The following is a 24,476-nucleotide window of genomic DNA, read 5'->3' on the forward strand; positions in this document are numbered from 1 at the left end:
GTTATCAAAATACACTGTATAATTGTCTCCATGGTTGAGATGTTCTTAACCGCCGCGCCTCGGGATCAGGGGCTGGAGATGAAAAATGAATCAACAGCAAATAGAAAAATACGTTTCAGACTACCTCACCGGAGCCACTGAACAATTTCTACATGAAATAGTTAACCACGGAATCCATAACACGGGCGCGGATATAGTGAGCGTTGAAACCGATGATGAATATAATTTGCTGTCTGACGAGTTCAAAAAACAAGCGGAATCCCGGCTAAATGGTTAACCACCCAAACCGCAGCCGGGCGAGAAGCCCGGCGAGCGAACAGCCAGACAAAAAAGAAACTCGCGGCGGAAAAAGAATTGGCGCAGGGCCACCGATACAAAACGAATCCGGCGAAAAAATCATGCGTTCATACAGATTAGCACCGGATGTAATCAAAATACTCAATGACAACCGGCCGGCAGCACAATTAATAGAACGGTTAGCGCGCGAATATGCCGAACGACTGGAACAAGTTGCAAAAAATAGCTAGGCTGCAACGCGATATCGCGCATTTCGCGGCCCAGATCGAACGATTCAAAAACCCCCAATCCCCGCGCGAGAAAGCCGCCCTGACGCTATCGCAACGCAAACTAGCGCAGCGCCGCAAACTGCTGGAATTAATCTGACAAATTAGTCACCCACTAAACCCGCCCCGAGCGGGTTTTTTATTGCCAGCAAACCGCCATTGAGCGGTTTTTTTGTGTCCTGAGTTTGCAGCATATCAAAAATACTAAACAATGTGTTGACAATTACTAAACATCTTGTGTAGTATTGCCACATCGCCGCAGCTACCATAAGCCTTGAGAGCAGGTAAGCGGTGAATAACTCGGAGACTAAAATGCAAATAAATAACATTCGTGCTTTTTTCAGCAGGTTAAGAAAGAAACACAAACATCATGAACTTATTGAAGCGAAGAAGCGTGATCCTTCGTTGCAAATTCAGTGGGAATTGAATGACCAATGGATTGATATAGAAAATCCAGTGTGGTTTGAGAATCAAAAATACAGGGCAAAGGAAAGACCAAAAACCTTGAAGTTTAGAAGATACCTGGATATCGATGGAAACATCCGCCTGGTTGCTATCGATGCATCACAAAGAAGCGACTTTGTGAGATGGCTTGGTAACTGGGAAGAGATGGATATTGAAGGAGAGCGACATGAATAATAAGCACACCAAGCATATTGATACAGCAGATGAAGATGGTTTTGTTAAACGGTGCTTGTGGGCGCTGGTATTCGTGGCTTCTCTGCTGGTAATTCAAGATCGATTGAACGCTGATGCTGAAAAATTCCAGGTCGAACAAGCGGCAATCAGGGCGGCATCATGCAATTAATCAACTCACAAGGAGCGGATCATGAATGCAATGAAGCTGGTATCAGACACGATTTTCTTTGTGATGGCCGGTATAGCAATAAAACGTGCATGGTTCTTGGCCGGATTAACCAACAAGCACAAAAGATGAGCTGTGATTGCTCGGAAAAAGCAGAGCTGCAGCGCGTATTGAATGTGTTGCGCAATTGGGTTCTGGATAGAAACGGCATCGAGTTCACGATGAACGACCTCTATGCGGATCCGACGGTGAGCTGTCATCTGTCTGTTTCGATACAAACGATGATTCTGGTTGACCGGGCTTTGTTGGCTTTGAGGTGCACAATCGACCGGGAAAACCAAGATACCGTTTCATTTCAGAACCTGGTGTATACGCCGCCAAAAATCACCCGGGTTGACCGTGACTTGATGCCGACATGAGCGCTATCAGTGAGGCAGAAATGGACCTTGCTCTAAACCGCGGCGCTGAAGCGTACCTATTAGACAAGCCGATTGATTCAAATCCGTACGACAAGGCTGCTAATCCTGAAGCGCACGCAGCGTGGAATCAAGGGTATCGGCACGAGAAAAATTATTACGAGGGAAAATTGTAATGGAAGCATCGATTAGAGTCAGGGCATCATCATGGGCCGGTTTGTTTGACTGCGCGTATCGCTGGGAAGGAATTCACATGCTCAATATGCGCAACACTGTCGGCTTGCGCGCAGCGCTTGGCACCGCAATTCACGCCGGTTCTGCTGCATTCGATCAGGCGCGAATATCAGGCGACACAGTGACGGCGGATGACGCGGCCGGTGTGTTGGTGGATAAGCTTCGTGATCCTGAAAATGAGTTTGATCCTACAAAAGACGATCTGACAATGCGTGATGCCGAGGGTATTGGCATATCTCTACTCACAAAGTATTGCGGCGAAGTGTCACCAAACTACAACTTCGTTGCCGTGGAAATGGAAACAAAGCCACTGAATATCGATTGTGGCGGCGGAATCGTCGTGCAACTTACCGGTACCATGGATCGCGCAAGAATCAAGAAATCAACAAGTGGCGTTGGAATCGCTGATCTTAAAAGCGGCGCATCCGCAGTACAAAAAGGCGTTGCGGTTACCAAAGGACACGGCGCCCAGGTCGGAACTTACGAGCTGCTGTACGAGCACACTACCGGCGAACCGATCACGGCGGAAGCTGAAATCATCGGCCTCAATACCAAAGGTGAAGCCAGAATTGCATCCGGCTTTATCAGTAACGCAAAACAAATCATGACCGGCGATCAGGATAACCCAGGATTGATAGAGTTCGCCGCGGATATGTTCCGGACTGGCCGTTTTTACCCTAATCCCAAATCACTACTTTGCTCGGAAAAATACTGTCCGCGCTGGAAAACATGCCACTTTAAAGGAGATTGAATCAATGAATGCATCAACACAACAACTGGCAGATTTAAAGAATCCGCAACCAATCGAAGCGAAATTGCCAGCGATTGCGCCTGGATTCGGTTCACTTCAATCATTTGAATTGATGCAGCGTGCAGCAAGGCTTCTATCAAGCAGCACCCTTGTTCCAGCCGCTTATCGCGCAGTAACCGAGAAATTTGATAAATATGGCAACGTTAAGGAAAGAATTGAGAACCCGCACGCGGTTGCTAATTGCGTCATCGCCATGAACATGGCTCAGCGCATGAAGGCTGATGAGCTGATGGTCATGCAAAACCTGTATATCGTAGAAGGCCGACCAGCTTGGTCTTCACAGTGGATCATAGCCGCCATTAACGGATCCAGACGATTTTCTCCGTTACGCTTTGAAATCAAAGCTCTCGGCGAAAAGTCAGTGGATCGCACAGAAACCTATTGGGAAAATAACGAACGCAAGACGCGCACCCAGCAGGTTAAGGTTAATGACATGGCATGCATCGCCTGGGCAATCGAAAAAGAAACCGGAGAGCGTATCGAATCCCCTGCTGTATCAATCGAAATGGCGGTCAAGGAAGGCTGGTATACCAAAAATGGCAGCAAGTGGCAGACCATGCCGGAGGTAATGCTGCGATACCGCACTGCCAGCTTCTTCGGAAAACTTTATGCACCAGAACTGTTGATGGGGCTTCAGACAGTTGAGGAATTGCAGGATGCCAGAGTAATTGACGCATCGCCGGATGGCACTGGTGGTTTTTCCGTTGATATTGATTCTCTGAAACCTTCAAAACAGGAATCTAATGATACTGATGGATCGAAGGTTATTGATTCTGATACTGGTGAAATAGTTGAAACAAAAACATCGAAGGCAAAGCGAATCCCACAAGACAAGCCAGACATCAAACCCGAAGAAATCCAATCAAAAGGCTCTTTCGTTCCATCGCCAGAAGAACAGGAAGCAATCCGTCAGCGCGAAATAGCGGAAGCGGTCGCAGAAGAACAATCACTTAGTCTTGAGTAATCGGCATGGAAACATCAACACAGCAATCAAGCTGGTTATCGTGTTTTGGATTGATAAAAGCGCCCGTAACAGAGCCAAAAGTATCGAATGCAAAACGACACGGCAACTGCTTTATAGAGGATAAATACAAGGAAACGCGGCAATTGAAGGCGGATATTCTCGACAAGCTCAAGCATGGTGTTGCCGGGCGTGGAAATGTTTTCAAAGCTCTTCTGAGTGAAGGGAAAATCCCGGTAAAAAACGGCAATGCAATGAACATCGATGCTTTCAGCGAGCATTATCGCTACGTTAAGAAAAAATTCGGAGTTGATATTGGAGTAATGCCTAAGGGTGAGTTCAGAAAGCGCATCGTCGATTTGTTTGATAGCGGTGTTCCCGAAAGCGACATTTCAAAGGTGCATGGTTTTTATAGGACTCATGTCTACAGCACACTGATTATGTGCGGCAGGATCAAGAAAAGAGACCGCGCGCACAGGCTGGAAAGCGGATCAGTAAAAATAGGCCGGATAAACGAATTGCTTAAAACATCCGGAGATGTGAGTGCAATAGCTGAAAAGACCGGCACGTCAAGAAAGTATGTGCGGCAGTTAAAACTTGCCAGAACCAGAACAATTTCATTGTTGAATAACGGAAAAAGCATCGATGAAATTTGTGAGGCTGTTGAAATAAGTAGAGTGCACGCCGAAGCGATTGCTAAAGAGGTGAGAAATGACACAGCAAGTACAAGACCTGTATGACGATGAAGCTGAATTCAAAGAACTCATCGATTGCGCGCGCATGAGCGCAGCGAACGACTGGGAAGAAAAATTTGTAGCCGGGATTATTGATAAGTTCGAGCGATTCGGCAGAGGAATGTACTTATCAGATTTGCAGCATGAGCATTTGAAAAGAATATCTGGTGAAGAATAGCAATCAATTTTTTAAAAACTGGGGATTAAATCATGAGCGAACAAAAAGATTTTAGACACATTACCGCAGAAACCGCAGGCAAGGATTTATTGGGTGCATTGGTTACAGAGCTCAAGCTTTTGCCGGATGTATGGCAAAAGCTTTCAAAAGCCAAGCAAGATGATGTGATCGATCGGCTGCGCAATCGAGTGGAAGAGAACGTGAAGATGGTTGTATTTACCATCGCATCGCAGAACAGAACGACTGTTGCCGGGAGCTTAGACAAAGTAACCATCAAGGGAAATGTTGAAGCAGTAATCAAGTTTGGAATCAATGCAGGGAACTTGCCAGAGCTTTTTGCCGCGGCGGCTGATCAGGATAGCAGGACGGTGCTGGTTGTCGTTGCGGATCCAGCGGCTCACACGCAAGGCATGGATGAAGTAAAGGGTGAGGACGATCAGCGCACGATGGATTTGGGTCACGAATACCATGATAACGACGGCGGCGGAATGGATGGCGTATCCGATGTTGATCCAGATACCGGTGAAATGAAGGGGCTGCCCTCACCCGACCAAGTGCTGCCATCTGAAGAAGAATTGGGAAAAGCTTTCGATGACGGCTATCAGGCCGCAGCAGAAGGAAAACCGCAAACCGATTATTGCCCGATCATACGCAGCGAACTGGTTGTGGAGTGGGTCAGAGGATGGAAAGCCTGGCACGAAGAGAACGTTAACGAGGCAGAGGTTGCGTAATCATGAAGACTCTTATTTTTGACACAGAAACCACGGGCGTTGTTGATCCTGAAATTATCGAGGCGGCATGGATTGAACCCATTTTTACCGATCATCTGAGGTTAGACAAAATTGCAGATTCGTATATTGGACGATTTAAGCCATCAAAACCAATATCTCTATCGGCAATGGCGGTCCATCACATCATGGATGAGGATTTGGAAAATTGTCCGCCATCAAGCGGTTTCAGATTACCGGATGACATCACATATCTGATTGGTCATAACGTCGATTACGATTGGATCGCGGCTGGCAAACCGGTGGTTAACAGAATTTGCACACTGGCTTTGTCGCGCCACTTGTGGCCCGAACTGGATTCGCACACTCAATCGGCAATGCTTTACTACCTTGAGCGCGAGAGCGCAAGAGACGCGCTGACAGGAAAGGCGCACTCTGCCGCTCAGGACGTACGAAACTGCCTGATCATACTCGCTCACATAGTAAATAAATTGGGCGATGTTGATTCATGGGGAACGCTCTGGAAACACTCAGAAATTGCAAGAATTCCCACGGTAATGCCATTCGGCAAACATAAAGGCACTCCAATCAAGGATATTCCTGCTGATTACAAAAGATGGCTTCTGAATCAACCTGATATTGACCATTACTTAATGAAGGCAATTCGACAATCATGAAAATCAACCGAATAGCATCAAGCGGCTTTCTGGCCGTAAAAAGTATCGAAGCGGACGTGCGCTCACCAATAGTATTGTTCTGCGGGAAAAATGAAGCCGGGAAATCCAGCCTGCGCGATGGTATCTATCAGGCATTTACCGGTGATAATCCGCGCGTGCGGCTCAAGAAAGAATACAAATTCTTGGTAAACGACACCAATTCCGATCCGATCGGTTACACATACGTCGATTACGACGGCAACCAAAAAGCGTGCATCACGCTGCCAAACGGCACGCACGAACTGAGCTCACCGCTGCACCCCGCCCTGCCCTATGTCATTGACCCGGTGCTATTCGCCAGCATCACGCCGGATGAGCGCGGCAAGTTACTTTTTGATCTTGGGAACCTGCGCAGCGATGGAGCGGAAGTTAAGCAAAAACTGCTTGACCGCGGCTGCGATGCGGAGAAAGTAGAAACCATCATGCCTTTCTTGCGATCAAGCTTTGAGAATGCTGGAAAGCATGCTGAGCAGCAAACAAAGCAGGCGCGCGCGGACTGGAAGGCTGTCACCGGGGAGACTTACGGCGACAAAAAAGCAGAAGGCTGGAAGGCACCGGCATCCGTGATTGATGCTGAGGCAAAAGAAAAAGCTGCGGCGGAATTATCAAAAATCGAAGCCGAACTTGATTCTGCCAATCAAAAGCTCGGATCCATGCAATCCGAATTTAATGGCGCAACCGCACGTAATGCTGAGATTGTCAGACTTCGTGCCGAGCACGAAAAAATTGACCGGATCAAAGCCAAGCTTAGTAAAGATCGGCAAGATGTGGCGATATGGTCATTGAAAGTTAATGATACCCGACTGCTGGCTCAGGGATCAAAGCCGGGCGCCGTATCGTGCGCATGCCCGTCATGCGGAACAGAACTGATATTTGACGGTAAAAAGCTGATCGAGCGCGGTGGGGATTTGCACGGCGACGAAGAAGCGGCGGTGAATCTGCCGAAGTACGAAGAAACCCTGGCAATGTTGCAAAAATCAGTGGCAAACGGTGAACGCGATCTTGCCACCGCGATGGCGGCAGGCGAAAGGCTTGCAGCATTGGAAGGAGAAAACAAAGCCGCGCCGGACGAGCAAGCGCTGTCCACCGTTAAAGCGAACATCGAAGTAATAAAAACATCCAGAAGAGAAGCCAAGAACACGCTTGATGCCATACAGATGGCAATCAAGATCGCCAGCGAAGCGGAAGCTAAAACCAAAAAGGCAACCGAACATCACGCCGCCGTTCAAGCATGGGACAAAATAGCATCAGCACTGGCGCCCGATGGCATACCAGGCGAAATGTTGCATGCAGCGCTTGATCCTATCAATTCTCGCTTGGCCAGAAGCTCCGCCGCCACCGGCTGGAAAACTGTGATTATCAATCCGGATATGTCGATCAGCTACGACGGACGCCCGTATGGACTGGCATCAGAATCAGCAAAATGGCGCGCGAACGTGATGATTTCCGAAGCTATCAGCCATGTGGCCAGCATCAAGTTCCTGATGGCTGATGAGTTTGGCTTACTCGACCTTCCAAGCCGCAGCGCGTGCCTGAAATGGCTTATGGGATTGGCGCGCATCGGTGAGATTGATTCTGTTCTGCTGTTCGGAACGCTCAAAGAAAAACCGGCAACTCTCCCGTCATCGGTTGAAGCGCACTGGATTCAGGATGGTGTTATTGCCGGTCATGTTGCGGAGGCTGCGGCATGATGATGGTTTTGAACAAAGCAAATCATCATCACCGTCCAGAATGAAAAAATAGGTGCGATATGACTCAATATAAATGCACAGAAGAAGAGTTTCTGCTCGAAGTCACAGAGCACGGAATCAAGATTGTCCGTGACGACGACATTCACAGGCACGTCGTATTTAAGAACCCTGGAAGCTCAATTTATTGGTTTGAGCTTATTACATGGCCAGGAACGCTATGCATAAATGGCGATTGTGGAACATACGTTTTTTCACGTCTGAACGATATGTTTCAGTTTTTCAGACAAAAGAACGGTGACGATAGCTTGCTGATAAACCCGAGTTACTGGGGCGAGAAATTGCAGGCTGTTGATCGATGCTCAGGTTTCATGGAATTTGACGAAAATTCTTTCCGCGAAAGAGTGCGAGAACATTTTGATAGTTTCGTTGAATCGAACCCAGAATTGGATCCGGAATTGAATAATCACAGAGACGAACTTTGGGTGGCAATAGCAGATGATGTTTTGTATCACTCTAGTAACGAACATGAAGCATACCAAGCCGTGAATGATTTTAATCATGAAATTGGTGATAGTGTTTTCGAGTTCACCGACTTTTTTGACGGCGGTGGCACAGAAACATACACCGCTCGGTACCTCTGGTGCTTGTACGCGATTGTTTGGGGTATCCGGCAATATGATTTAACCAAGGAAAAGGTGGCGGCATGACAAGAAAAGTTATTGTTTATGAAATGGTATTGAATGGGGACACCAGGCGACGTGAGCGAACCCCTACAAAAACCGGGATATTCCATCAGTGGGGTTTGATACTTGAACAAGATGATCGCGGCTTTAGCAACGAAAGCGTGGCAATAGTGGAACTGGATGACGGCAACATCATTACTCCTCGAGCCGATTTAATTCAGTTTGTTAAAGATGAAGCAAGGCTTGGTGTTGGTGACAAGGTAATTTTGTATGACCGTTACAATTTTGCCATTCCCGTTAAAGGCGTAATTAATAAATTAATTCCTGAAAACAACAGCGCAGTTGTTAATCTGACAACCACAAATAATCCTCATTATCCAGTTGGTTCTGATTTTTATGCGCTTACCAAACAATTGGAGATAGATGCGCAATGAAAGAACGCCCAATACTTTTTTCTGCCCCGATGGTGCACGCGATTCTGGATGGCAGAAAAACTCAGACGCGGAGGATTTGCAAAGGTCAGCGTGAATTATCGAATATTCATGATTTCCAACTTGATCGATGCCCATACGGAAAACCAGGTGACCGGCTTTGGGTGAGAGAGACATTTGCGCCAGACTTCGAGCATAACCGCTACTTCTACAGAGCTGATTGTGATGATGACGGCACGGTTTCTCATTTGATAAATGGTTCTGGTTTGGGCGGTGGAGTCGGCAATGCTCAAATAAACAAATGGAAACCATCAATCCACATGCCGCGATGGGCATCAAGAATCCTTCTCGAAGTCACGAATGTGCGTGTTGAGCGGTTGAATGATATTAGTGAGGATGATTGCTACGCTGAAGGCATTGAAGAATTAGACGGGCATTTCGATGAGGCTGAATATTGCGCCATATCGAAGAAGATTGGCTGTTGTATAGGAGATTCAAAACCAACTTATGTGCAGCTATGGGAATCAATCAATGGCCAAGAGTCATGGAGTCTGAATCCTTGGGTGTGGGTGGTTGAATTTAAGGTGCTGGAAATTGCGAGGAAGGCAGCATGACCAAAATACTACCTTGGGATGTTGCGCGTTGCACTGGAAAATGTACAGATGGACACCCTACACCGATGAAAAATGGAAGGAGTTAAGCAAATGACTTTTGATATACAGGTTGGTGATAGATGGGAGTTTTCAACTAATATTGGAGTAATTCCTAGAACCGTAACGGCTGTAGGCTCTAAAAGAATTGCTTACTTAAATGCGCATGGCAATAAGTGTGATTGTAGTATTCAGACCTTTATGCGCTGGGTTAAGGGTGCTGAACTCTCATTTAGACTCCAAAGTAATGATGATAATTACCCAATCTACGAGGAGCGCAAATAATGCGAGGAATAGAAGAAAAAGAAGTGATGGGGTTTTGCCCGACCGACTACGATACGCCAAGGCAATTGCTGGAAGATATTAAACTTAGTTGCAAAGAACTCAACCCGTTGCTGCCGATTGATGAAAATACGCCGAAGGATAGACGTTTGAACCTATATTGGCCCGGAATTGGTTGGATTGCTGGTAGTTGGGTACAGCTAAATAATAATGTCGGATACTTTATTCATGATTTATTAAAGTATCAACCACCACCAATAAAACCAACACACTACCAAGAATTACCAGCAGACCCGAAGGAATGAATATGCAATCACTAGACACATTAATAACCAAAGAAACCAAGCTTCTCACGCCAGCGGAGGCGGCAGAAAGAATTGGCGTTAAGGAACCAACATTGAGAAACTGGCGATGCACAAAGATTCAGAATATTCCCTACCTAAAAGTTGGCGGAAAAGTCTTTTATGCAGAGCAAGACCTAATTGATTTTCTGAATAGAAAGCGTGTTGCGTGATTATTTTGATTTTTTGCGCTTAATGCCTATCACATCGGCTAGATTATTGAGTCCGGCTGCGGTTAGCATTGCGCCGGTTGCCTTGTTTACTGAATCACGCACAGGATCAAGGTCAAGTCTCGCATAAATCGCCGTTGTGTTATGGCTTTTATGATTCAGAGACTTGCCAATTATCACCATCGATGCGCCGGTTTTTGCCTCCCAGCTGCCGAGAGTGCGCCGCAAATCGTGAATGCGCAGATTCTCAATACCGGCCCGATCAAGTATGCGCTGCCACCCTTTTTTCGGCTCTTCGAGATGCCCGGATTTACCGGTACCGGGGAAAACGAATACGGCATCACCACCAGGCTTTCTGTTGCGCAATACCTGGATTGACTCTTCGCTTAGGGTTGCGGTCTGCGGCGTGCCGTTCTTGGTTTCCTGTATCCGCCACTCTGCCCGGTCAAAATTGATATCCTTCCAGCGCATGCTCAGCACATTCGCGCGCCGCGCGCCGGTCAAAAGAGAAATCAACACGTAATCACGGATGGTTTCGTTTTGTTCCTCGCCCAACGACTGAAAAAACCTCTGAAACTCATCGCCCTGAATGAATCTGTCGCGGCTTTTCTCACGGTTACGCTTGATTCCGGATGCCGGGTTGTTGTGCCATATCCCGATTGACATTGACCAGCCAAAAACGCTGGATATGAGCGCCAAAACGCGGTTTGCGGTTGCCGGGTTGCCTTTCTTCGTGATTGCCGCGTGAATCATCGAAATGTCATTTTTGTCTATCGCAGACAGTTTTTTGTTACCGATTGCGCTGCTGATGTGATTCCTGAATTTTTCTTCATCTTCCGCCCAGGTTTTTTTGTGCAGCTTAGAGTGTCGCTCTATGTAGTCAGCAAAAAGATCGGAAAACGTCATTTCCGCCCTACTCTCGCGCTTTCTCTCTGCCGGGTTGCGTCCCTCAGAAATGGCTAGATTGATTTCCATAGCTTTGCGCCGGGCTTGGTCAATCGTCATATCCGGATACCGACCGAGTGTGACGCGCTCAGGTTCGCCGCATTTTATGCGACGAAACACGCTGAACGTTTTTACGCCGGTATGCGATACTCTCAATTGCAGCCCGCCAGTTTTTGTGTCATGGTAAGTGTCTCTTTTGCCATGCTCAGGAATCGGGAGCGAATCTATTTCGGCTTTTGTGAAATTGAATTTTTTTGCCATTCTGTCCTGGGTAACGCCGGGGTTACTTTGGGGTTACAATTTATAGGTATTTTGCGATACATCTATAAACAATCGCGAACGGCAGATTACCCGAAGAATGGCTTTATATCAACAACCAATTACTTTAGATGACATCCATAAACATGCATAAACAAGAAGAATTGCGGACTTTTAATCCGTTGGTCGGCAGTTCGAATCTGCCACGACCTACCAAAAACAAGCACTTAGGAATAAAATCCTAAGTGCTTTTTTACTTTAGAAGTATCCTGTCAGCGCAATGTCAGGAATTCCACCCAGCACAAATCACTAAATCCCATCGCCTTAATATATCTAATAATCATACAATTATGAAAATTAAGCTAGCCGTGAACGGTACGTTAATGAGAGGTTTGGCGTTAAACCACAATCTGCTGGAGTTGGGCGGTGCATTTGTGGAAGAAGCGCTAACCGCGCCTTTCTATCGCCTTTGGTCGATTAACGGTCAGCACCCCGCAATGCAGCGCTGTGCCAGCGGCGGACAAATATCCTTGGAAATATGGTCTATAGACTCATCCCATATTGGTGAATTGTTAGGCCGCGAACCGGCCGGACTCACAGTTGGAAAAATTCTCTTGGCTGACAACCGGGAAGTATTAGGAATCCTTGGAGAATCCTATCTTTGCGAGGGGATGCAAGAAATAACAGAATTTGGAGGATGGCGGGAATACAAGGGACTGCGTTAATTTCACCCTGCGTAGACCCTGAATGATTCATCTAATTTGCATTATCTCCCTCATACTGCCCGGCACAACGAACATCCGTCGCTAACCGGTGTGCATCGCAGTATAATGCATTAAGTTTTTCTTGATTCATTCCCGAGCGTGGCGGTTCCATCAAAGCAGACTGTAGATTGATTCCGGACAGCCATTTTTCTGATTTTATGCTTGATATCGATGCCATTTTCGCGCCTGGCGGCGTGCTTTCCCGACACATTGCAGGCTTCCGCACGCGCGCGCAGCAAGTGGAAATGGCGCAGGCGATAGCAGACACAATCGCCAAGCATCAAATTCTGGTGGCCGAAGCAGGCACCGGTACGGGCAAAACGTTCGCTTATCTCGCACCTGCGTTACTGGCGGGCGGCAAGGTGATTATTTCGACCGGCACCAAAACATTGCAGGATCAGTTATTCAATCGCGATATTCCGACCGTGCGCGCGGCGTTGGGAATCCCGGTCACGGTGGCTTTGCTGAAAGGACGGGCAAATTATGTGTGTCACTACCATCTGGAAAGAAGTTTGCAGGATACCCACCTCAGCTTTATCAACCGCGATGAGATTCACTATCTGCAACTGATCGAGCGTTATGCCAGCCGCAGTCAGAGTGGCGATAAAAGTGGACTAAGCGAAGTGCCCGAAAATGCCGCGATCTGGCAAAACGTCACGTCCACGCGCGATAGCTGCCTGGGCTCGGAATGTCCCAGTTACAAAAAATGTTTCGTCATGGAAGCACGCAAGCAAGCGCTGACGGCGGATATCGTGGTGGTGAATCATCACCTGTTCTTCGCCGATGTGATGCTGCGCGATGAAGGATTGTCCGAGTTGTTGCCTGCCTGCAATACGGTTATTTTTGACGAAGCGCATCAACTGCCGGAAACCGCCAGTTTGTTTTTTGGCGAATCGATCAGTACCGGCCAATTACTCGATTTGGCGCGCGATGCCAAGGTAGAAGCGGTTCAAGCCGCCGGGGATTTTACCGGATTGCCCGACGCGATTGCGGCGATGGAAAAAGCCGTGCGCGACTTGCGCTTGACGATTGCGGAAGAGAATACGCGCTTGTCGCTGGCAGCCGCCAAGCAAAATAGCGGTTTCAGTCAAGCACTAGGCGATATGCTGGAAAAACTGACCACGCTGGTGAAATTACTGGAAAGCCAGGCGGAGCGATCCGAAGGGCTGGAGAATTGCCGTCAGCGCGCGGCAGCGCATTTGTATCTGTTGCAGCGCTGGCGCGATGAAACGGAAATGCAGGAGCATGTGCGCTGGGTCGAAGTCTATCACCACGCTTTGCAACTGAACGCAACGCCGTTGTCGATCGCGGAAATTTTCCAAAGACAAATGATTTCATCGCCGCGCGCCTGGATTTTTACTTCCGCGACCTTGTCGGTAAAAAAGGATTTCAGCCATTACAATAACGAAATGGGATTGACCGCGGCGCAAACGGCGTGCTGGGAAAGTCCGTTCGATTTCGCGCAGCAGGCGTTATTGTACGTGCCGTCCGGTTTGCCGGAGCCGCAGCAAAAGAACTATACCGATCAGGTGGTTCAGGCGGCGCTGCCGGTATTGCGCGCAAGCCGCGGACGTGCCTTTTTCCTTTGCACCAGTTTACGTGCCATGCAGCGTGTGCACGAATTGTTGCAAACCGCCGAGGATTTCGATTTTCCGTTGCTGCTGCAAGGACAAGGTTCTCGTTCCAATATGCTGGAACGTTTTCGTGCATTGAACAACGCCGTGCTCATTGGCAGCCAATCGTTCTGGGAGGGTGTCGATGTACGCGGCGACGCATTGTCGCTGGTCATCATCGATAAACTGCCGTTTGCTCCGCCGGACGATCCGGTGCTGGCTGCGCGGATTGATAAAATGAACCATGAAGGACGCAACGCGTTTATGGAATATCAATTACCGCGCGCGGTCATTAATCTGAAACAAGGCGCCGGCCGGTTGATCCGCGATGAAGCGGACCGGGGGGTGCTGATGATTTGCGATCCGCGCTTGACTACGAAAGCCTATGGCAAACAAATATGGCAAAGCCTGCCGCCGATGAAACGCACGCGCGATCTGGCGGAAGTCGAGCGTTTCTTTGCTGTCTGAGATGGTTTCCCAAGACGGCCGTGCTGATAATCAAAACCCAATTATTGACTCGAAAAACATGAAAATTAATTTTGCTTTACGTTGGCTTGTTTTCTTTTTACTGGCACTGGTGCTTTCCGGCGCCGGTGCGAGCACATTGGACATTCCTTTGATTGCTACCGAAAGGGAGCTGCAAAAAGAACTGGCTGTTGAGAAGCTCAATGACATTATCAGCAGCATCAAACTGCAACAAGATCAAGCGGAAGTGATGTCAAAGGCGTTGGCAAAAGCCAAGACGGAGCAGGAGAAAAACAAAATCCAGGCGGAGTTGACCGAATTGAGCAATGCTATCGCGGAGCAGAAATCGTCATTTGAAATGATTCTGACGGCGGGCTTGGAGCTGAGCAAAGAGGAAACAACAGAAAAGAAGGAATTCGATTGGCAGAAAGATTTACTGGAAATCGTGCAGCCGATCATGAGCGAATTGCGCCAATTGACGGAAAATAAGCGTAAAACCGATAGCTTGCAAAAGAAAATCGATTTTTATAAATCGCAAATCCGTGTCATCAATGAAGTGCTTAAACATATCGGGGAGATCAATACAGCCGGTTTTGAGAAAGAGGCTTATGCCGAGTTTGAGCGCATCAGCAAAAAATGGAACGATCAATTGCTGGAAAATCAGCACCTTCTGGAAGTTGCGCAATTACAACTCGAGGAGATGATTAAATCGCAATCCGCCAAGGAAATATCCTTGGGTGAGCATGTGCAGCAATTTGCCGCGGGACGCGGCGCCACCTTGTTGATGGCGCTGACCGCTTTTATTACCGTGTATTTCTCGATGCTATCGTTGCAAAAGCTGCTGCACTGGCTGAATCATCGCAAGAAAGAGGAAAGAAGAACCTATTATCAGCGCATCAGTACATTGTTTTATCATTTTCTGATGGCAGCGTTGTCGATCACAGCGGTGTTTTATGTGCTGAGTGTGCGTAACGACCAGGTATTAATCGGTATTACCGTGTTACTGCTGCTCAGCATCATCCTGCTGCTGAAAAACTCTATTCCCAGTTTTATCAATGAGCTGCGGATACTATTGAATACCGGATCGGTCAGGGAAGGCGAATGCATCAACTATAACGGTATCCCGTTGCTGGTGGAAAGTTTGAATTATTACAGTAAGTTGACCAATCCTATGCTGCCCGGGTTGGAGCTACGGCTCACTTTGGCGGAACTGGCCAATTACGTTTCCCGTCCGTACTCCGCAGACGAGCCTTGGTTTCCATGCCAAAGGGGTGACTTCGTGATGCTGACCGATAACACCTTTGCCATGGTGAAATGCATTACCTTGGAATGCATCGTGTTATCGCAGCCCAACGGCGTGATGCCGATCACCTATAGCATTGCCGATTTCCTGGCCGCCCAGCCGAAGAATTATTCCCTGGGATTTACTGTAACCAGCGATTTCGGTATCGATTACCAGCATCAAGCGCAATGCATCACTGTGATTCCGGAAATCTTATGTGAGGGTATCCGGCGCGGCTTGCTGCTGGAATCCTTCGGTAACTCACTGAATGATCTGGTGGTGCATTTCGCTCATGCCAATACGTCGTCGCTGGATTACAAAATTGTCGCCACTTTCGATGGCACCGCCGCGGGAGATCTGTTCGCCATTAAACGGGCGCTACAACGTTATGCGGTTGAGGTTTGCAATCAACAGCAGTGGGTCATACCGTTTAACCAGCTGGTTATTCATAACGCCAAGGATTAATCATGAAATTAGCAACCTGGAATGTAAATTCGCTCAAAGTAAGGCTACCGCAGGTAATCGATTGGCTGCAAACGAACCAGCCGGATATGCTGTGTTTGCAGGAAACCAAGTTAACCGATGAAAACTTTCCGGCTGCTGAAATTGCCGCGGTTGGCTATGAGTCGATTTTTACCGGGCAGAAGACCTATAACGGTGTCGCAATTCTCAGCAAGCAAAAAGGAAGCGAAATCATTACCGCAATACCCGGGTTTGAAGACGAGCAAAAACGCGTGGTGGCGGTAACCTATGGCGATATGCGTGTCATTTCCGCGTATGTGCCGAACGGCGATACGGTCGAATCGGAAAAATATCAATACAAATTACGCTGGCTGCCCTCCTTGACCGGATGGTTACAACAGGAACTGAAGAATTATAAGAAACTGGCCATCCTGGGCGATTTTAATATCGCACCGGAAGATCGCGATGTCTACGATCCGCAATTGTGGCAAGGTAAAGTATTGTGCAGTCAGCCAGAACGCGCGGCATTCGGTGATCTATTGAAGCTGGGTTTGACGGATAGCTTCCGCTTGTTTGAGCAAGCGGAGAAATCGTATACCTGGTGGGATTACCGCATGATGGCTTTCCGCCTGAACCGGGGATTACGCATCGACCATATTTTACTCAGCGATGCGCTCGCAAGCGTCTGTACAAGCTGCACGGTTGATAAAGCGGTGCGCAAGCTGGAGCGCCCTTCGGATCATGCGCCCGTTGTAACCGAATTATCCGCTTGAGCCGGGATTACGGGTTGCTGCGAGATACTTCCTGGAGTCCTTTTTTCAATGTTTCCAGATTCTTTTCCCGTGCGTCCATTTCTTCACGCATTCGCTCGACCCGGTTGAGATAGCGCTGATAATTACGCTCACTGCCCAAGCGATCCGGAGCACCGTCTTTGTATTCACTTTTTAATTCGCCCAGGCGTTTCTCTTCTTCCGTTATTTTGCTTTGTATTTTCTCGCGCTGTTCCTCGAGTTTCATCGCTTCACGGCGTTTTGCGATTCTTTCTTCGACATCGCCGGAATCGACCGAAGGCACCACCACAATCGGCGGTAAATCAACTTTCTTGGCGTTGCTCGACGGTACGTTGGAATAAGTTACGTTGCCACGCTCGTCGACGTGCTTATACACACCGGCTTGTATCGAGCAGGAAAAAAAAGCCAGAACAATCAACAAGGAATTATTTCTATTCATGCATCACCCTATGGACCGGTTGTGATTTTTGGAGCAGCTACAGTCTGGCGAGTTCTTTCTTTAAGGCAGTGATATTTCTTTGATGCTGGAATAACTTATTTCTTAGCTGCACAACTTTTTCATGCGGGTTATTTGCTTCAGCGGCATCGCCGAATTGATCCAGATGCGTTTGCGTATCGATGAAATGCTTTTCTTCGGCCGACAATTCCTTTTGCAGAATCTGGCGGCGTACCGTATCGCGTTCCTTTTGCGTCGTATCTTTTATACGCGGCACATTTCCATTGGACTGTAATTTGGCCGGAGCGGATTCGGAATTTCTGGAATACGACGCAATGGATATTTTTTCCGCGTTAGGGATGCGGCGGTTAGTGAAGGTGATATTGCCGTCCTTATCAACATGCTTGTAGATGTTTGTTTCAGCAATAGCCTGCGATATAGAGCTCAACAAAATAAGGGCGAATAGGATTAATAATGTTCCGGTTTTCATATTTTGCTAGAAGAATGTTGATCACAATTACCGCTACCCGATCAGTCTACCAATGATTTCTCTAACGAAAAGCAAAAAAAGAGCGAATAAATCCTGCTTATTGCGCTTTACGGTTCTATTTTTTCATGCCTCTCGATCTCGTCACGATGGTTAAAATCAATTTGAATTTCCCGTATTCTCAAATTTATAAGCTGTAATACATATCAAATTCAACCGGATGCGTCGTGGTGCGCAGTAAAATCACCTCATCCATTTTCAGTTGAATGTACGCATCGATGATGTCATTGGAAAAAACACCGCCGCGAATCAGAAAATCGCGATCTTTATCCAGACAGTCCAGCGCCTCGTCCAATGACGCGCACACATTCGGCACTTTGGCCGCTTCTTCCGGCGGCAGATCGTACAGATTCTTGTCCATCGGATCGCCCGGATGGATTTTGTTCTGAATGCCGTCGAGTCCGGCCATCATCAATGCAGTAAACGCCAGATACGGATTGGCGGTCGGATCGGGGAAACGGACTTCGATACGCCGCCCCTTGGGGCTGCTGGTGTGCGGAATGCGAATAGAGGCCGAACGGTTGCTGGCGGAATAAGCCAGGTTGACCGGCGCTTCATATCCGGCGACCAGCCGTTTGTAGGAGTTGGTGCTGGGATTGCAGATGGCATTCAGCGCTTTGGCGTGTTTCAGGATGCCGCCGATGTAATACAGCGCAATCTCGGACAAGCCGGCGTAACCGTTGCCGGAGAACAAATTCTTACCGTCTTTCCAGATGGATTGGTGCACATGCATGCCGGATCCGGCATCGCCAACGATCGGTTTGGGCATGAAAGTGGCTGTTTTACCGTATGAATGCGCCACATTATGTATGACATATTTGAGCACTTGATTCCAATCCGCGCGTTTGACCAGGCTGTTGAAACGGGTGCCGATTTCACATTGACCCGCCGTGGCGACTTCATGATGATGCACTTCGACACCGATGCCCATGTCTTCCAATGTCAGGCACATCGCGGAACGGATATCTTGCAGCGAATCGACCGGCGGTACGGGAAAGTAACCGCCTTTGATCGACGGGCGGTGACCGATATTGCCGCTTTCGTATTTGATCGCAGAACTCCAGGCGGCTTCTTCGGATTCGATTTTGACCGAGCATCCGGACATGCCGGTATGCCAGCGCACCGAATCGAAAATAAAAAATTCAGGTTCCGGTCCGAAATAAGCCACATCGCCGATCCCGGTCGATTTTAAGTAAATTTCACCCCGCTTGGCCAACGAACGCGGATCGCGGCTATAGCCCTTGCCGTCCGCCGGTTCGACCACATCGCACGTCATCAGCAATGTCGGTTCATCCATGAAGGGATCCATGTTGGCGGTATCCGGATCGGGGATTAGCAACATATCGGATGCTTGGATGCCTTTCCAGCCGCCTATCGATGAGCCGTCAAAAGGATGGCCATCTTCAAATTTATCCGCATCGAAGGTATGCGCAGGTACGGTAACATGATGTTCTTTACCATTGGTATCGGTAAAGCGTAAATCAACAAATTTAACTTCATTGTCTTGAATCAATTTCAAAACATCATTTACCACCATTTTTTCTCTCCAGACTAGCGTGACAAATTGTATAAATAAAGCTGCAATTAGATAGAATTATACCAGCACAATAACGCGAATGATTTGAAACGATGCAAACGATTGCGGACTGACCCAGCAGAAACTTCCAAGTGTCAGGGTGTGCATTCTACTGTACTATCGCCAGTCAAGTCTTTACGATTCGCACCATAGCAAGACGGAGCGATCGCTTGAATGTGTTGCTTATTCCCCTGAAATCAGAAAAATAGCGTTTCTTACCGAAGAAAATCAAGACCATGTAGTAGCCACATCCGGAATGTCCAACGCACTCACTATACTCAAGGAAGTTTTTGGTTATCCCGCCTTTCGCGGACAACAGGCTGAGGTCATCGAACACCTCGCCAGCGGTGGCGATTGCCTGGTTTTGATGCCGACCGGCGGCGGTAAATCGCTGTGTTATCAAATTCCGGCGTTGTTGCGCGATGGTGTTGCCATCGTCGTGTCCCCGTTGATTGCCTTGATGCAGAATCAAGTCGCGTCGCTGCATGAATTAGGGGTGCGCGCGGCGGTGCTGAATTCCTCGTTATCGCAGCAAGCCGCGGCGGAAGTTGAACAGAAGCTTCTGGCGGGTGAATACGATTTACTGTATGTCGCGCCGGAGCGGCTGTTGACAGCGCGGTTCCTCAATCTGATCGCACGTATTCCGGTTGCGCTGTTTGCCATTGACGAAGCGCATTGCGTGTCGCAATGGGGGCATGATTTCCGTCCGGAATACATACAGTTATCGGTACTGCACGAACGTTTTCCGGATGTGCCGCGTATCGCGCTGACGGCAACGGCCGATATGGACACCCGCAAGGAGATCATTGAGCGGCTCGGATTGGACGAAGCCAGGATTTTTGTTTCCAGTTTCGACCGCCCGAATATCCGCTATCAAATTATCGATAAAACCAACAGCCGGGCGCAATTACTGACATTCCTGCGAACGGAACACCCCGGCGACGCCGGTATTGTGTATTGCCTGTCGCGCAAAAAAGCCGAGGAAACCGCGGCATGGTTGACCGCCCAGGGTTTGCGCGCGGTCGCCTACCACGCCGGCATGAGCATGCAGGAGCGCAGTCTGAATCAGGAAAGATTTCTGCGCGAGGAAGGTATTGTGATGGTTGCCACCATAGCTTTTGGCATGGGAATTGATAAGCCGGACGTACGGTTTGTCGCGCATCTGGATTTACCCAAAAGCATTGAAGGTTATTACCAGGAAACCGGCCGCGCCGGACGCGACGGACAAGCGGCCAATGCCTGGATGGTGTACGGTCTTGGCGATGTCATTCAGCAGCGGCGCATGATCGAAGAATCGGACGCGCAGCTCAAATTCAAACAAGTTGCCGCCCGCAAACTGGAAGCCATGCTATCACTGTGCGAAACAACCACCTGCCGACGCTTGCGCATGCTGAGTTATTTCGGTGAAACCACCGATGATATGACGGCGTGCGGCAATTGCGATGTTTGTTTGAATCCGCCGCAAGTTTGGGATGCGACGGTGGAGGTGCAAAAGGCATTATCCTGTGTTTACCGCGCCGGGCAAAATTTCGGCACGGGTCATTTGATCGATATTTTGCGCGGTAATCTGACCGAACGTGTCAAAGAATGGCATCACGACCGGTTGACTACATTCGGCATCGGTAAAGAATTACCGGAAAAAACCTGGCGCGCGGTATTCCGTCAGATCATCGCACTGGGCCTGCTATCGGCTGACAGTGTAAGTCATGGCGCATTGCACCTGACCGAAGCAAGCCGCGCCGTGTTGAAGGGGCAGCAAGCCGTACAGCTGCGACTGCAAACCCAAGCGGGACGGGCATTTGAAAAACGGCAAAGCGGTGATTTGATGTTGCTGGATGCAACCGAACGATATCTTTGGGAGCAATTACGTGCATGGCGCGCAAAAATGGCTAAAGAACATGGTGTACCGGCGTATGTTATTTTTCACGATGCGACCTTGCGCGAACTGGCGCGGCAGTGTCCGAAAACGCAAGAAGAATTACGCCAAGTCAGCGGTATCGGCGCGCGCAAGCTTGATAAATATGGCGGCTATCTGATTGAAATCCTTCGCAGTTGTGAGTCAGCAGCAGGACAGTAAACTACTTGTTTGAATATTTAGAGTTCTGTTATATACTCGAATCCCTAATTAAATTTGGGTATTTTAAAGAGAAAGGAACGATTAGAATGATGAAAAAATCAATTTTTGCTGCAACTTTATTAGTTTTCTTAGCCGCTTGTTCAAACGCCAACATGGGTGATCCCAATGCTTCGAATGCCGATTGTCAGTTTGGCGTAGGTGGCAATGGTGAATGTCTCAAAGAAGGACAAGATCCACGGCCTTATGGTGGTACCAGCAAACCTGGGCACTAACCCTAAAGTAACAAAGCATAAAATAAAAAACCGCCCGAAGTGGCGGTTTTTTATTGCTACATAATCCGATGTACACAAGACATATCGGACAACAGACACAAATTAAATTTGCTTACGGCGCGCACTGTAGCCTACCAGACCTAACCCAACCAGTAAGATCGCGTAAGTATCGGGTTCCGGAACTGGGCTGATGGTACGGGAAAAAGAAGTGACGGGATGCGAGTGTGGATATGAATGTGGCGTCAGGGAACTCACCGAAAAAACCAGTTCGCCCCGATTGAAATTAAGCCCCGCCCAATTCACATACAAATGGTTTGCATCAAAACTCAAGGTGGGTGTGCCGCTCACCGCGGTATTGGAAACCAGACTGAATGATGCAAACGGATTGATACTCGCAGATACATCACTAATTGCAAAACCATTAAATTCGGTAGGCGAAAAATTGCCGCTATGCGCAAAGGAAATCACGAATTCATCGCCGCTGAAGTCTATGGTACCGAAACCATCGACCACATTCGATATTTCCACACCGGAATTCACCAGATAATCGCCATTACCCGCCGAAGCATACGGCGTACTCAAGTTCGGAAAATAGTACTGATAATTGATCGTGTGTCCGTCAAAAACACCGGCATTAGCCATACTGGTGACTGAGCCCAAGCACAGTGCAACAGAAACCACTACCAATCGAAAATAACTTTGCATCATTTCACTCCTTTAAAATTTAACCCGCGCATCAAACAATTCACTGCTAAATCATGCTGCCTATGATGCAGTAAGCACTCTGAATTAAATAGGGAAAAGTGTCATGAAATTAATAAGATGAATGCACCGAATGTGCCCTAGTCGGTTTGTAGTTGGGATTAACCGGGAGGTGAGCGGCTGGTGTCCCGGCCGGTATCGGATTACAGCTCGGTTGAATATGGTAAGTGACTAATTTATTGCTGCAATCGTAATTACTGCGAATAGGCGATGTACCAGTATACAAGCTGCAAAATGACGGTTTATTCATCCTGGTTGACAGATCAATCTTGAACAGGACCGGCAGTTAATCCGCAAGCAGTCAAAGAAAAATCATACTTTCTGTAAAACAATACATAAAATCACCATCACAGATCACAAGAAAGTTTTAATGAAACAATCTCACCGTCATAAAAATACCCAGCTAATGTATTCAGGCAGCGCATGAACAAGCTATTGCTATTCGGCTATGGAAATCCCGGACGCGGGGACGATGCATTAGGCCCCCTGCTAGTGGAGCATATCGCTCAGTTACGACTGGCGGATGTCGCTTGCCTTGTTGACATGCAATTGCTGATTGAGCATGCTGCGGATTTAACGGGCTTTGACCGGATTATATTTGTGGATGCGGATATGTCGTGCCAGGAACCTTTTGAATTTTCAGCCGTGACTACGGAAAAAGACGGCAGTTATACCAGTCATGCCTTAACACCGGCAGCGTTGCTGTATGTTTACCAGCAAATCCATTCGCATACCGCACCGCCTGCTTTTCTACTGCGCATCCGCGGTTATCGCTTTGAATTGGGAGATTATTTAAGCATTCAAGCCAATGAAAATCTGGCTGCCGCCATATTAAAAATTCAGCAATGGTATTTACAACAACGATGAAAAAAACGGTTCCGCCATTGAAATTTTTTTGGCTTTTGTTATTGATCATACCGATTCTGATCGCATCACCCCTGGCTTTTGCGCATACCGGTGACGGACCGCATAACGGGTGGCTGCACGGATTCGCGCATCCGTTGAGCGGGCTGGACCATATGCTGGCGATGATTGCCGTCGGCTTATGGGCCGCGCAAGCGCATGGTCGTATTGTCTGGCTTTTTCCGCTGATTTTTGTCGTGGTGATGGGTTTGGGCGGTTTATTCGGCGCGATCACCCTGCCACTCGCTTTCGCGGAGCACGGCATTATGCTGTCGCTGGTGATGCTGGGTGCACTACTCGTTTGGCGCAAACATTTACCGCTCAGTGTCAGCTTGCTGTTGATCGGATTATTTGCGCTCAGTCACGGCTATGCGCATGGCAGCGAAATGCCGCCCAGTATATCGCTGCCCTCCTACGCTGGGGGTTTTATGCTGGCGACGATGCTATTGCATTTGTGCGGCATCGGCTTGGCCCTGTTGTGCAAAAAATTTGCCGGCACCCGGTGGATTCGTTTTAGCGGTATCATCATTGCCGGTTATGGCGGTTTTTTATTAATCCCGTAAGCCGCCGGATAATGAGGTAATACATGCATGAGCTATCGCTTGCCGAAAGCATCTTACAGCTCATTGAAGACGCCGCGGTTGAGCAAAAATTCACACAAGTCAAAACGGTATGGCTGGAAATCGGCCAACTGGCTTGTGTCGAGCAGGAATCGCTGCGTTTCTTTTTTGCTGTGGTAACGGAAGACAGTATCGCCCGGCAGGCCAAGCTGGAAATTATCGAAATCACTGGACAGGCGATGTGCGATCAATGCCATCAAGTTACTATGATCGCCGCCTACCATCAGGCGTGTCCACAGTGCGGCGGCTATGGGCTGAATGTCACGCAAGGCGATGGCATGCGCATCAAGGAACTGGAAGTGGAATAAA

The 24,476-nt window shown here is 48.2% G+C and carries 34 protein-coding genes; 29 read left to right on the forward strand and 5 right to left on the reverse strand.

All coding sequences use genetic code 11. The features are described 5' to 3' along the window. Positions 1–85: 85 nt before the first annotated feature. From R2083_RS08250 to R2083_RS08345, 20 genes are all read left to right on the forward strand, one after another. Positions 86–277 carry a hypothetical protein gene (locus tag R2083_RS08250; protein ID WP_317538144.1) on the forward strand — a complete coding sequence of 64 codons (192 nt, stop codon included), beginning with the start codon at positions 86–88 and terminating at the stop codon, positions 275–277. Continuing rightward, positions 270–527, forward strand: coding sequence for a hypothetical protein (locus R2083_RS08255; protein WP_317538145.1), 258 nt, complete (start codon positions 270–272; stop codon positions 525–527). Before R2083_RS08250 ends, R2083_RS08255 begins: the two co-directional genes overlap by 8 nt. After that, positions 511–663, forward strand: coding sequence for a hypothetical protein (locus tag R2083_RS08260; RefSeq protein ID WP_317538146.1), 153 nt, complete (start codon positions 511–513; stop codon positions 661–663). The genes R2083_RS08255 and R2083_RS08260 overlap by 17 nt, the downstream gene beginning before the upstream one ends. A gap of 212 nt (positions 664–875) precedes the next feature. Further along, a complete protein-coding gene (locus R2083_RS08265; RefSeq protein ID WP_317538147.1) occupies positions 876–1,202 on the forward strand; it encodes a hypothetical protein in 327 nt (108 codons plus the stop codon). Beyond that, the gene (locus tag R2083_RS08270; RefSeq protein ID WP_317538148.1) at positions 1,195–1,371 is read left to right on the forward strand and encodes a hypothetical protein; all 177 of its coding nucleotides are present in this window, start codon (positions 1,195–1,197) and stop codon (positions 1,369–1,371) included. The genes R2083_RS08265 and R2083_RS08270 overlap by 8 nt, the downstream gene beginning before the upstream one ends. Beyond that, positions 1,362–1,787: a hypothetical protein gene (locus tag R2083_RS08275; RefSeq protein ID WP_317538149.1), complete on the forward strand. Its 426-nt coding sequence runs from the start codon at positions 1,362–1,364 to the stop codon at positions 1,785–1,787. Before R2083_RS08270 ends, R2083_RS08275 begins: the two co-directional genes overlap by 10 nt. Then, positions 1,784–1,960 carry a hypothetical protein gene (locus R2083_RS08280; RefSeq protein ID WP_317538150.1) on the forward strand — a complete coding sequence of 59 codons (177 nt, stop codon included), beginning with the start codon at positions 1,784–1,786 and terminating at the stop codon, positions 1,958–1,960. The genes R2083_RS08275 and R2083_RS08280 overlap by 4 nt, the downstream gene beginning before the upstream one ends. Next, positions 1,960–2,769 (forward strand): PD-(D/E)XK nuclease family protein, encoded by an 810-nt coding sequence (locus tag R2083_RS08285; RefSeq protein ID WP_317538151.1) that lies wholly within the window; start codon positions 1,960–1,962, stop codon positions 2,767–2,769. The genes R2083_RS08280 and R2083_RS08285 overlap by 1 nt, the downstream gene beginning before the upstream one ends. Before the next feature lie 4 nt (positions 2,770–2,773). Next, positions 2,774–3,793, forward strand: a complete 1,020-nt coding sequence (locus R2083_RS08290; protein WP_317538152.1) for a hypothetical protein — start codon at positions 2,774–2,776, stop codon at positions 3,791–3,793. A gap of 5 nt (positions 3,794–3,798) precedes the next feature. Continuing rightward, positions 3,799–4,530, forward strand: coding sequence for a hypothetical protein (locus R2083_RS08295; RefSeq protein WP_317538153.1), 732 nt, complete (start codon positions 3,799–3,801; stop codon positions 4,528–4,530). Further along, entirely contained in the window at positions 4,502–4,702 is a 201-nt protein-coding gene (locus R2083_RS08300) for a hypothetical protein (protein ID WP_317538154.1), read from the forward strand. The genes R2083_RS08295 and R2083_RS08300 overlap by 29 nt, the downstream gene beginning before the upstream one ends. 32 nt (positions 4,703–4,734) lie before the next feature. Next, positions 4,735–5,433: a hypothetical protein gene (locus R2083_RS08305; protein ID WP_317538155.1), complete on the forward strand. Its 699-nt coding sequence runs from the start codon at positions 4,735–4,737 to the stop codon at positions 5,431–5,433. A 2-nt stretch (positions 5,434–5,435) separates the two neighbouring features. Then, positions 5,436–6,107, forward strand: a complete 672-nt coding sequence (locus R2083_RS08310) for a putative quorum-sensing-regulated virulence factor (RefSeq protein WP_317538156.1) — start codon at positions 5,436–5,438, stop codon at positions 6,105–6,107. Beyond that, positions 6,104–7,837 carry an AAA family ATPase gene (locus tag R2083_RS08315; protein ID WP_317538157.1) on the forward strand — a complete coding sequence of 578 codons (1,734 nt, stop codon included), beginning with the start codon at positions 6,104–6,106 and terminating at the stop codon, positions 7,835–7,837. Before R2083_RS08310 ends, R2083_RS08315 begins: the two co-directional genes overlap by 4 nt. A 59-nt stretch (positions 7,838–7,896) precedes the next feature. Next, positions 7,897–8,544 (forward strand): hypothetical protein, encoded by a 648-nt coding sequence (locus tag R2083_RS08320; RefSeq protein WP_317538158.1) that lies wholly within the window; start codon positions 7,897–7,899, stop codon positions 8,542–8,544. Then, positions 8,541–8,954 carry a hypothetical protein gene (locus R2083_RS08325; RefSeq protein ID WP_317538159.1) on the forward strand — a complete coding sequence of 138 codons (414 nt, stop codon included), beginning with the start codon at positions 8,541–8,543 and terminating at the stop codon, positions 8,952–8,954. Before R2083_RS08320 ends, R2083_RS08325 begins: the two co-directional genes overlap by 4 nt. Then, positions 8,951–9,565, forward strand: a complete 615-nt coding sequence (locus R2083_RS08330) for a hypothetical protein (protein WP_317538160.1) — start codon at positions 8,951–8,953, stop codon at positions 9,563–9,565. The genes R2083_RS08325 and R2083_RS08330 overlap by 4 nt, the downstream gene beginning before the upstream one ends. Positions 9,566–9,655: 90 nt before the next feature. Further along, a complete protein-coding gene (locus R2083_RS08335) occupies positions 9,656–9,886 on the forward strand; it encodes a hypothetical protein (RefSeq protein ID WP_317538161.1) in 231 nt (76 codons plus the stop codon). Continuing rightward, complete coding sequence (locus R2083_RS08340) at positions 9,886–10,188, forward strand: hypothetical protein (RefSeq protein WP_317538162.1); 303 nt, start codon at positions 9,886–9,888, stop codon at positions 10,186–10,188. Before R2083_RS08335 ends, R2083_RS08340 begins: the two co-directional genes overlap by 1 nt. A 2-nt stretch (positions 10,189–10,190) precedes the next feature. Beyond that, a complete protein-coding gene (locus R2083_RS08345) occupies positions 10,191–10,397 on the forward strand; it encodes a helix-turn-helix domain-containing protein (RefSeq protein ID WP_317538163.1) in 207 nt (68 codons plus the stop codon). On the opposite strand, the gene R2083_RS08350 is transcribed toward R2083_RS08345, so the two are convergent. Continuing rightward, positions 10,398–11,600 (reverse strand): tyrosine-type recombinase/integrase, encoded by a 1,203-nt coding sequence (locus tag R2083_RS08350; RefSeq protein WP_317538164.1) that lies wholly within the window; start codon positions 11,598–11,600, stop codon positions 10,398–10,400. 347 nt (positions 11,601–11,947) lie between these two features. Between R2083_RS08350 and R2083_RS08355 the strand changes: the two genes are divergently transcribed. From R2083_RS08355 to xth, 4 genes are all read left to right on the forward strand, one after another. After that, positions 11,948–12,322, forward strand: coding sequence for an amidase (locus tag R2083_RS08355; protein ID WP_317538165.1), 375 nt, complete (start codon positions 11,948–11,950; stop codon positions 12,320–12,322). 197 nt (positions 12,323–12,519) lie between these two features. Beyond that, entirely contained in the window at positions 12,520–14,442 is a 1,923-nt protein-coding gene (locus tag R2083_RS08360; RefSeq protein ID WP_317538166.1) for an ATP-dependent DNA helicase, read from the forward strand. Positions 14,443–14,500: 58 nt separating this feature from the next. Next, positions 14,501–16,186, forward strand: a complete 1,686-nt coding sequence (locus R2083_RS08365) for a hypothetical protein (RefSeq protein ID WP_317538167.1) — start codon at positions 14,501–14,503, stop codon at positions 16,184–16,186. 2 nt (positions 16,187–16,188) lie between these two features. Next, positions 16,189–16,956: an exodeoxyribonuclease III gene (gene xth, locus R2083_RS08370; protein ID WP_317538168.1), complete on the forward strand. Its 768-nt coding sequence runs from the start codon at positions 16,189–16,191 to the stop codon at positions 16,954–16,956. Between the two features lie 7 nt (positions 16,957–16,963). On the opposite strand, the gene R2083_RS08375 is transcribed toward xth, so the two are convergent. The 3 genes from R2083_RS08375 to glnA form a co-directional block, all read right to left on the reverse strand. Continuing rightward, positions 16,964–17,413 carry a DUF4124 domain-containing protein gene (locus tag R2083_RS08375; protein WP_317538169.1) on the reverse strand — a complete coding sequence of 150 codons (450 nt, stop codon included), beginning with the start codon at positions 17,411–17,413 and terminating at the stop codon, positions 16,964–16,966. 37 nt (positions 17,414–17,450) lie between these two features. Beyond that, positions 17,451–17,900, reverse strand: a complete 450-nt coding sequence (locus tag R2083_RS08380) for a DUF4124 domain-containing protein (protein ID WP_317538170.1) — start codon at positions 17,898–17,900, stop codon at positions 17,451–17,453. 184 nt (positions 17,901–18,084) lie between these two features. Next, complete coding sequence (glnA, locus tag R2083_RS08385; protein ID WP_090316785.1) at positions 18,085–19,494, reverse strand: type I glutamate--ammonia ligase; 1,410 nt, start codon at positions 19,492–19,494, stop codon at positions 18,085–18,087. A gap of 295 nt (positions 19,495–19,789) precedes the next feature. Here glnA and recQ point away from each other — a divergent pair, with 295 nt between their 5' ends. Continuing rightward, a complete protein-coding gene (gene recQ, locus R2083_RS08390; protein ID WP_317530597.1) occupies positions 19,790–21,610 on the forward strand; it encodes a DNA helicase RecQ in 1,821 nt (606 codons plus the stop codon). 86 nt (positions 21,611–21,696) lie between these two features. Then, complete coding sequence (locus R2083_RS08395) at positions 21,697–21,882, forward strand: membrane lipoprotein lipid attachment site-containing protein (RefSeq protein ID WP_317530596.1); 186 nt, start codon at positions 21,697–21,699, stop codon at positions 21,880–21,882. 102 nt (positions 21,883–21,984) lie between these two features. Here R2083_RS08395 and R2083_RS08400 read toward each other — a convergent pair whose 3' ends face one another. Further along, the gene (locus tag R2083_RS08400; protein WP_317530595.1) at positions 21,985–22,590 is read right to left on the reverse strand and encodes an FxDxF family PEP-CTERM protein; all 606 of its coding nucleotides are present in this window, start codon (positions 22,588–22,590) and stop codon (positions 21,985–21,987) included. Positions 22,591–23,067: 477 nt separating this feature from the next. Here R2083_RS08400 and R2083_RS08405 point away from each other — a divergent pair, with 477 nt between their 5' ends. Genes R2083_RS08405 through hypA form a run of 3 tightly spaced genes read left to right on the forward strand, consistent with a single transcriptional unit; the run spans position 23,068 to position 24,475 of the window. Beyond that, positions 23,068–23,511, forward strand: a complete 444-nt coding sequence (locus R2083_RS08405) for a hydrogenase maturation protease (RefSeq protein WP_317530594.1) — start codon at positions 23,068–23,070, stop codon at positions 23,509–23,511. 41 nt (positions 23,512–23,552) lie between these two features. Further along, positions 23,553–24,110: a HupE/UreJ family protein gene (locus R2083_RS08410; RefSeq protein WP_317538171.1), complete on the forward strand. Its 558-nt coding sequence runs from the start codon at positions 23,553–23,555 to the stop codon at positions 24,108–24,110. 23 nt (positions 24,111–24,133) lie between these two features. Then, a complete protein-coding gene (gene hypA, locus R2083_RS08415) occupies positions 24,134–24,475 on the forward strand; it encodes a hydrogenase maturation nickel metallochaperone HypA (protein WP_317530592.1) in 342 nt (113 codons plus the stop codon). Position 24,476: the final 1 nt, after the last annotated feature.

Origin of the sequence: Nitrosomonas sp. Is35 (assembly GCF_033063295.1) — a bacterium.
Classification (GTDB): domain Bacteria; phylum Pseudomonadota; class Gammaproteobacteria; order Burkholderiales; family Nitrosomonadaceae; genus Nitrosomonas.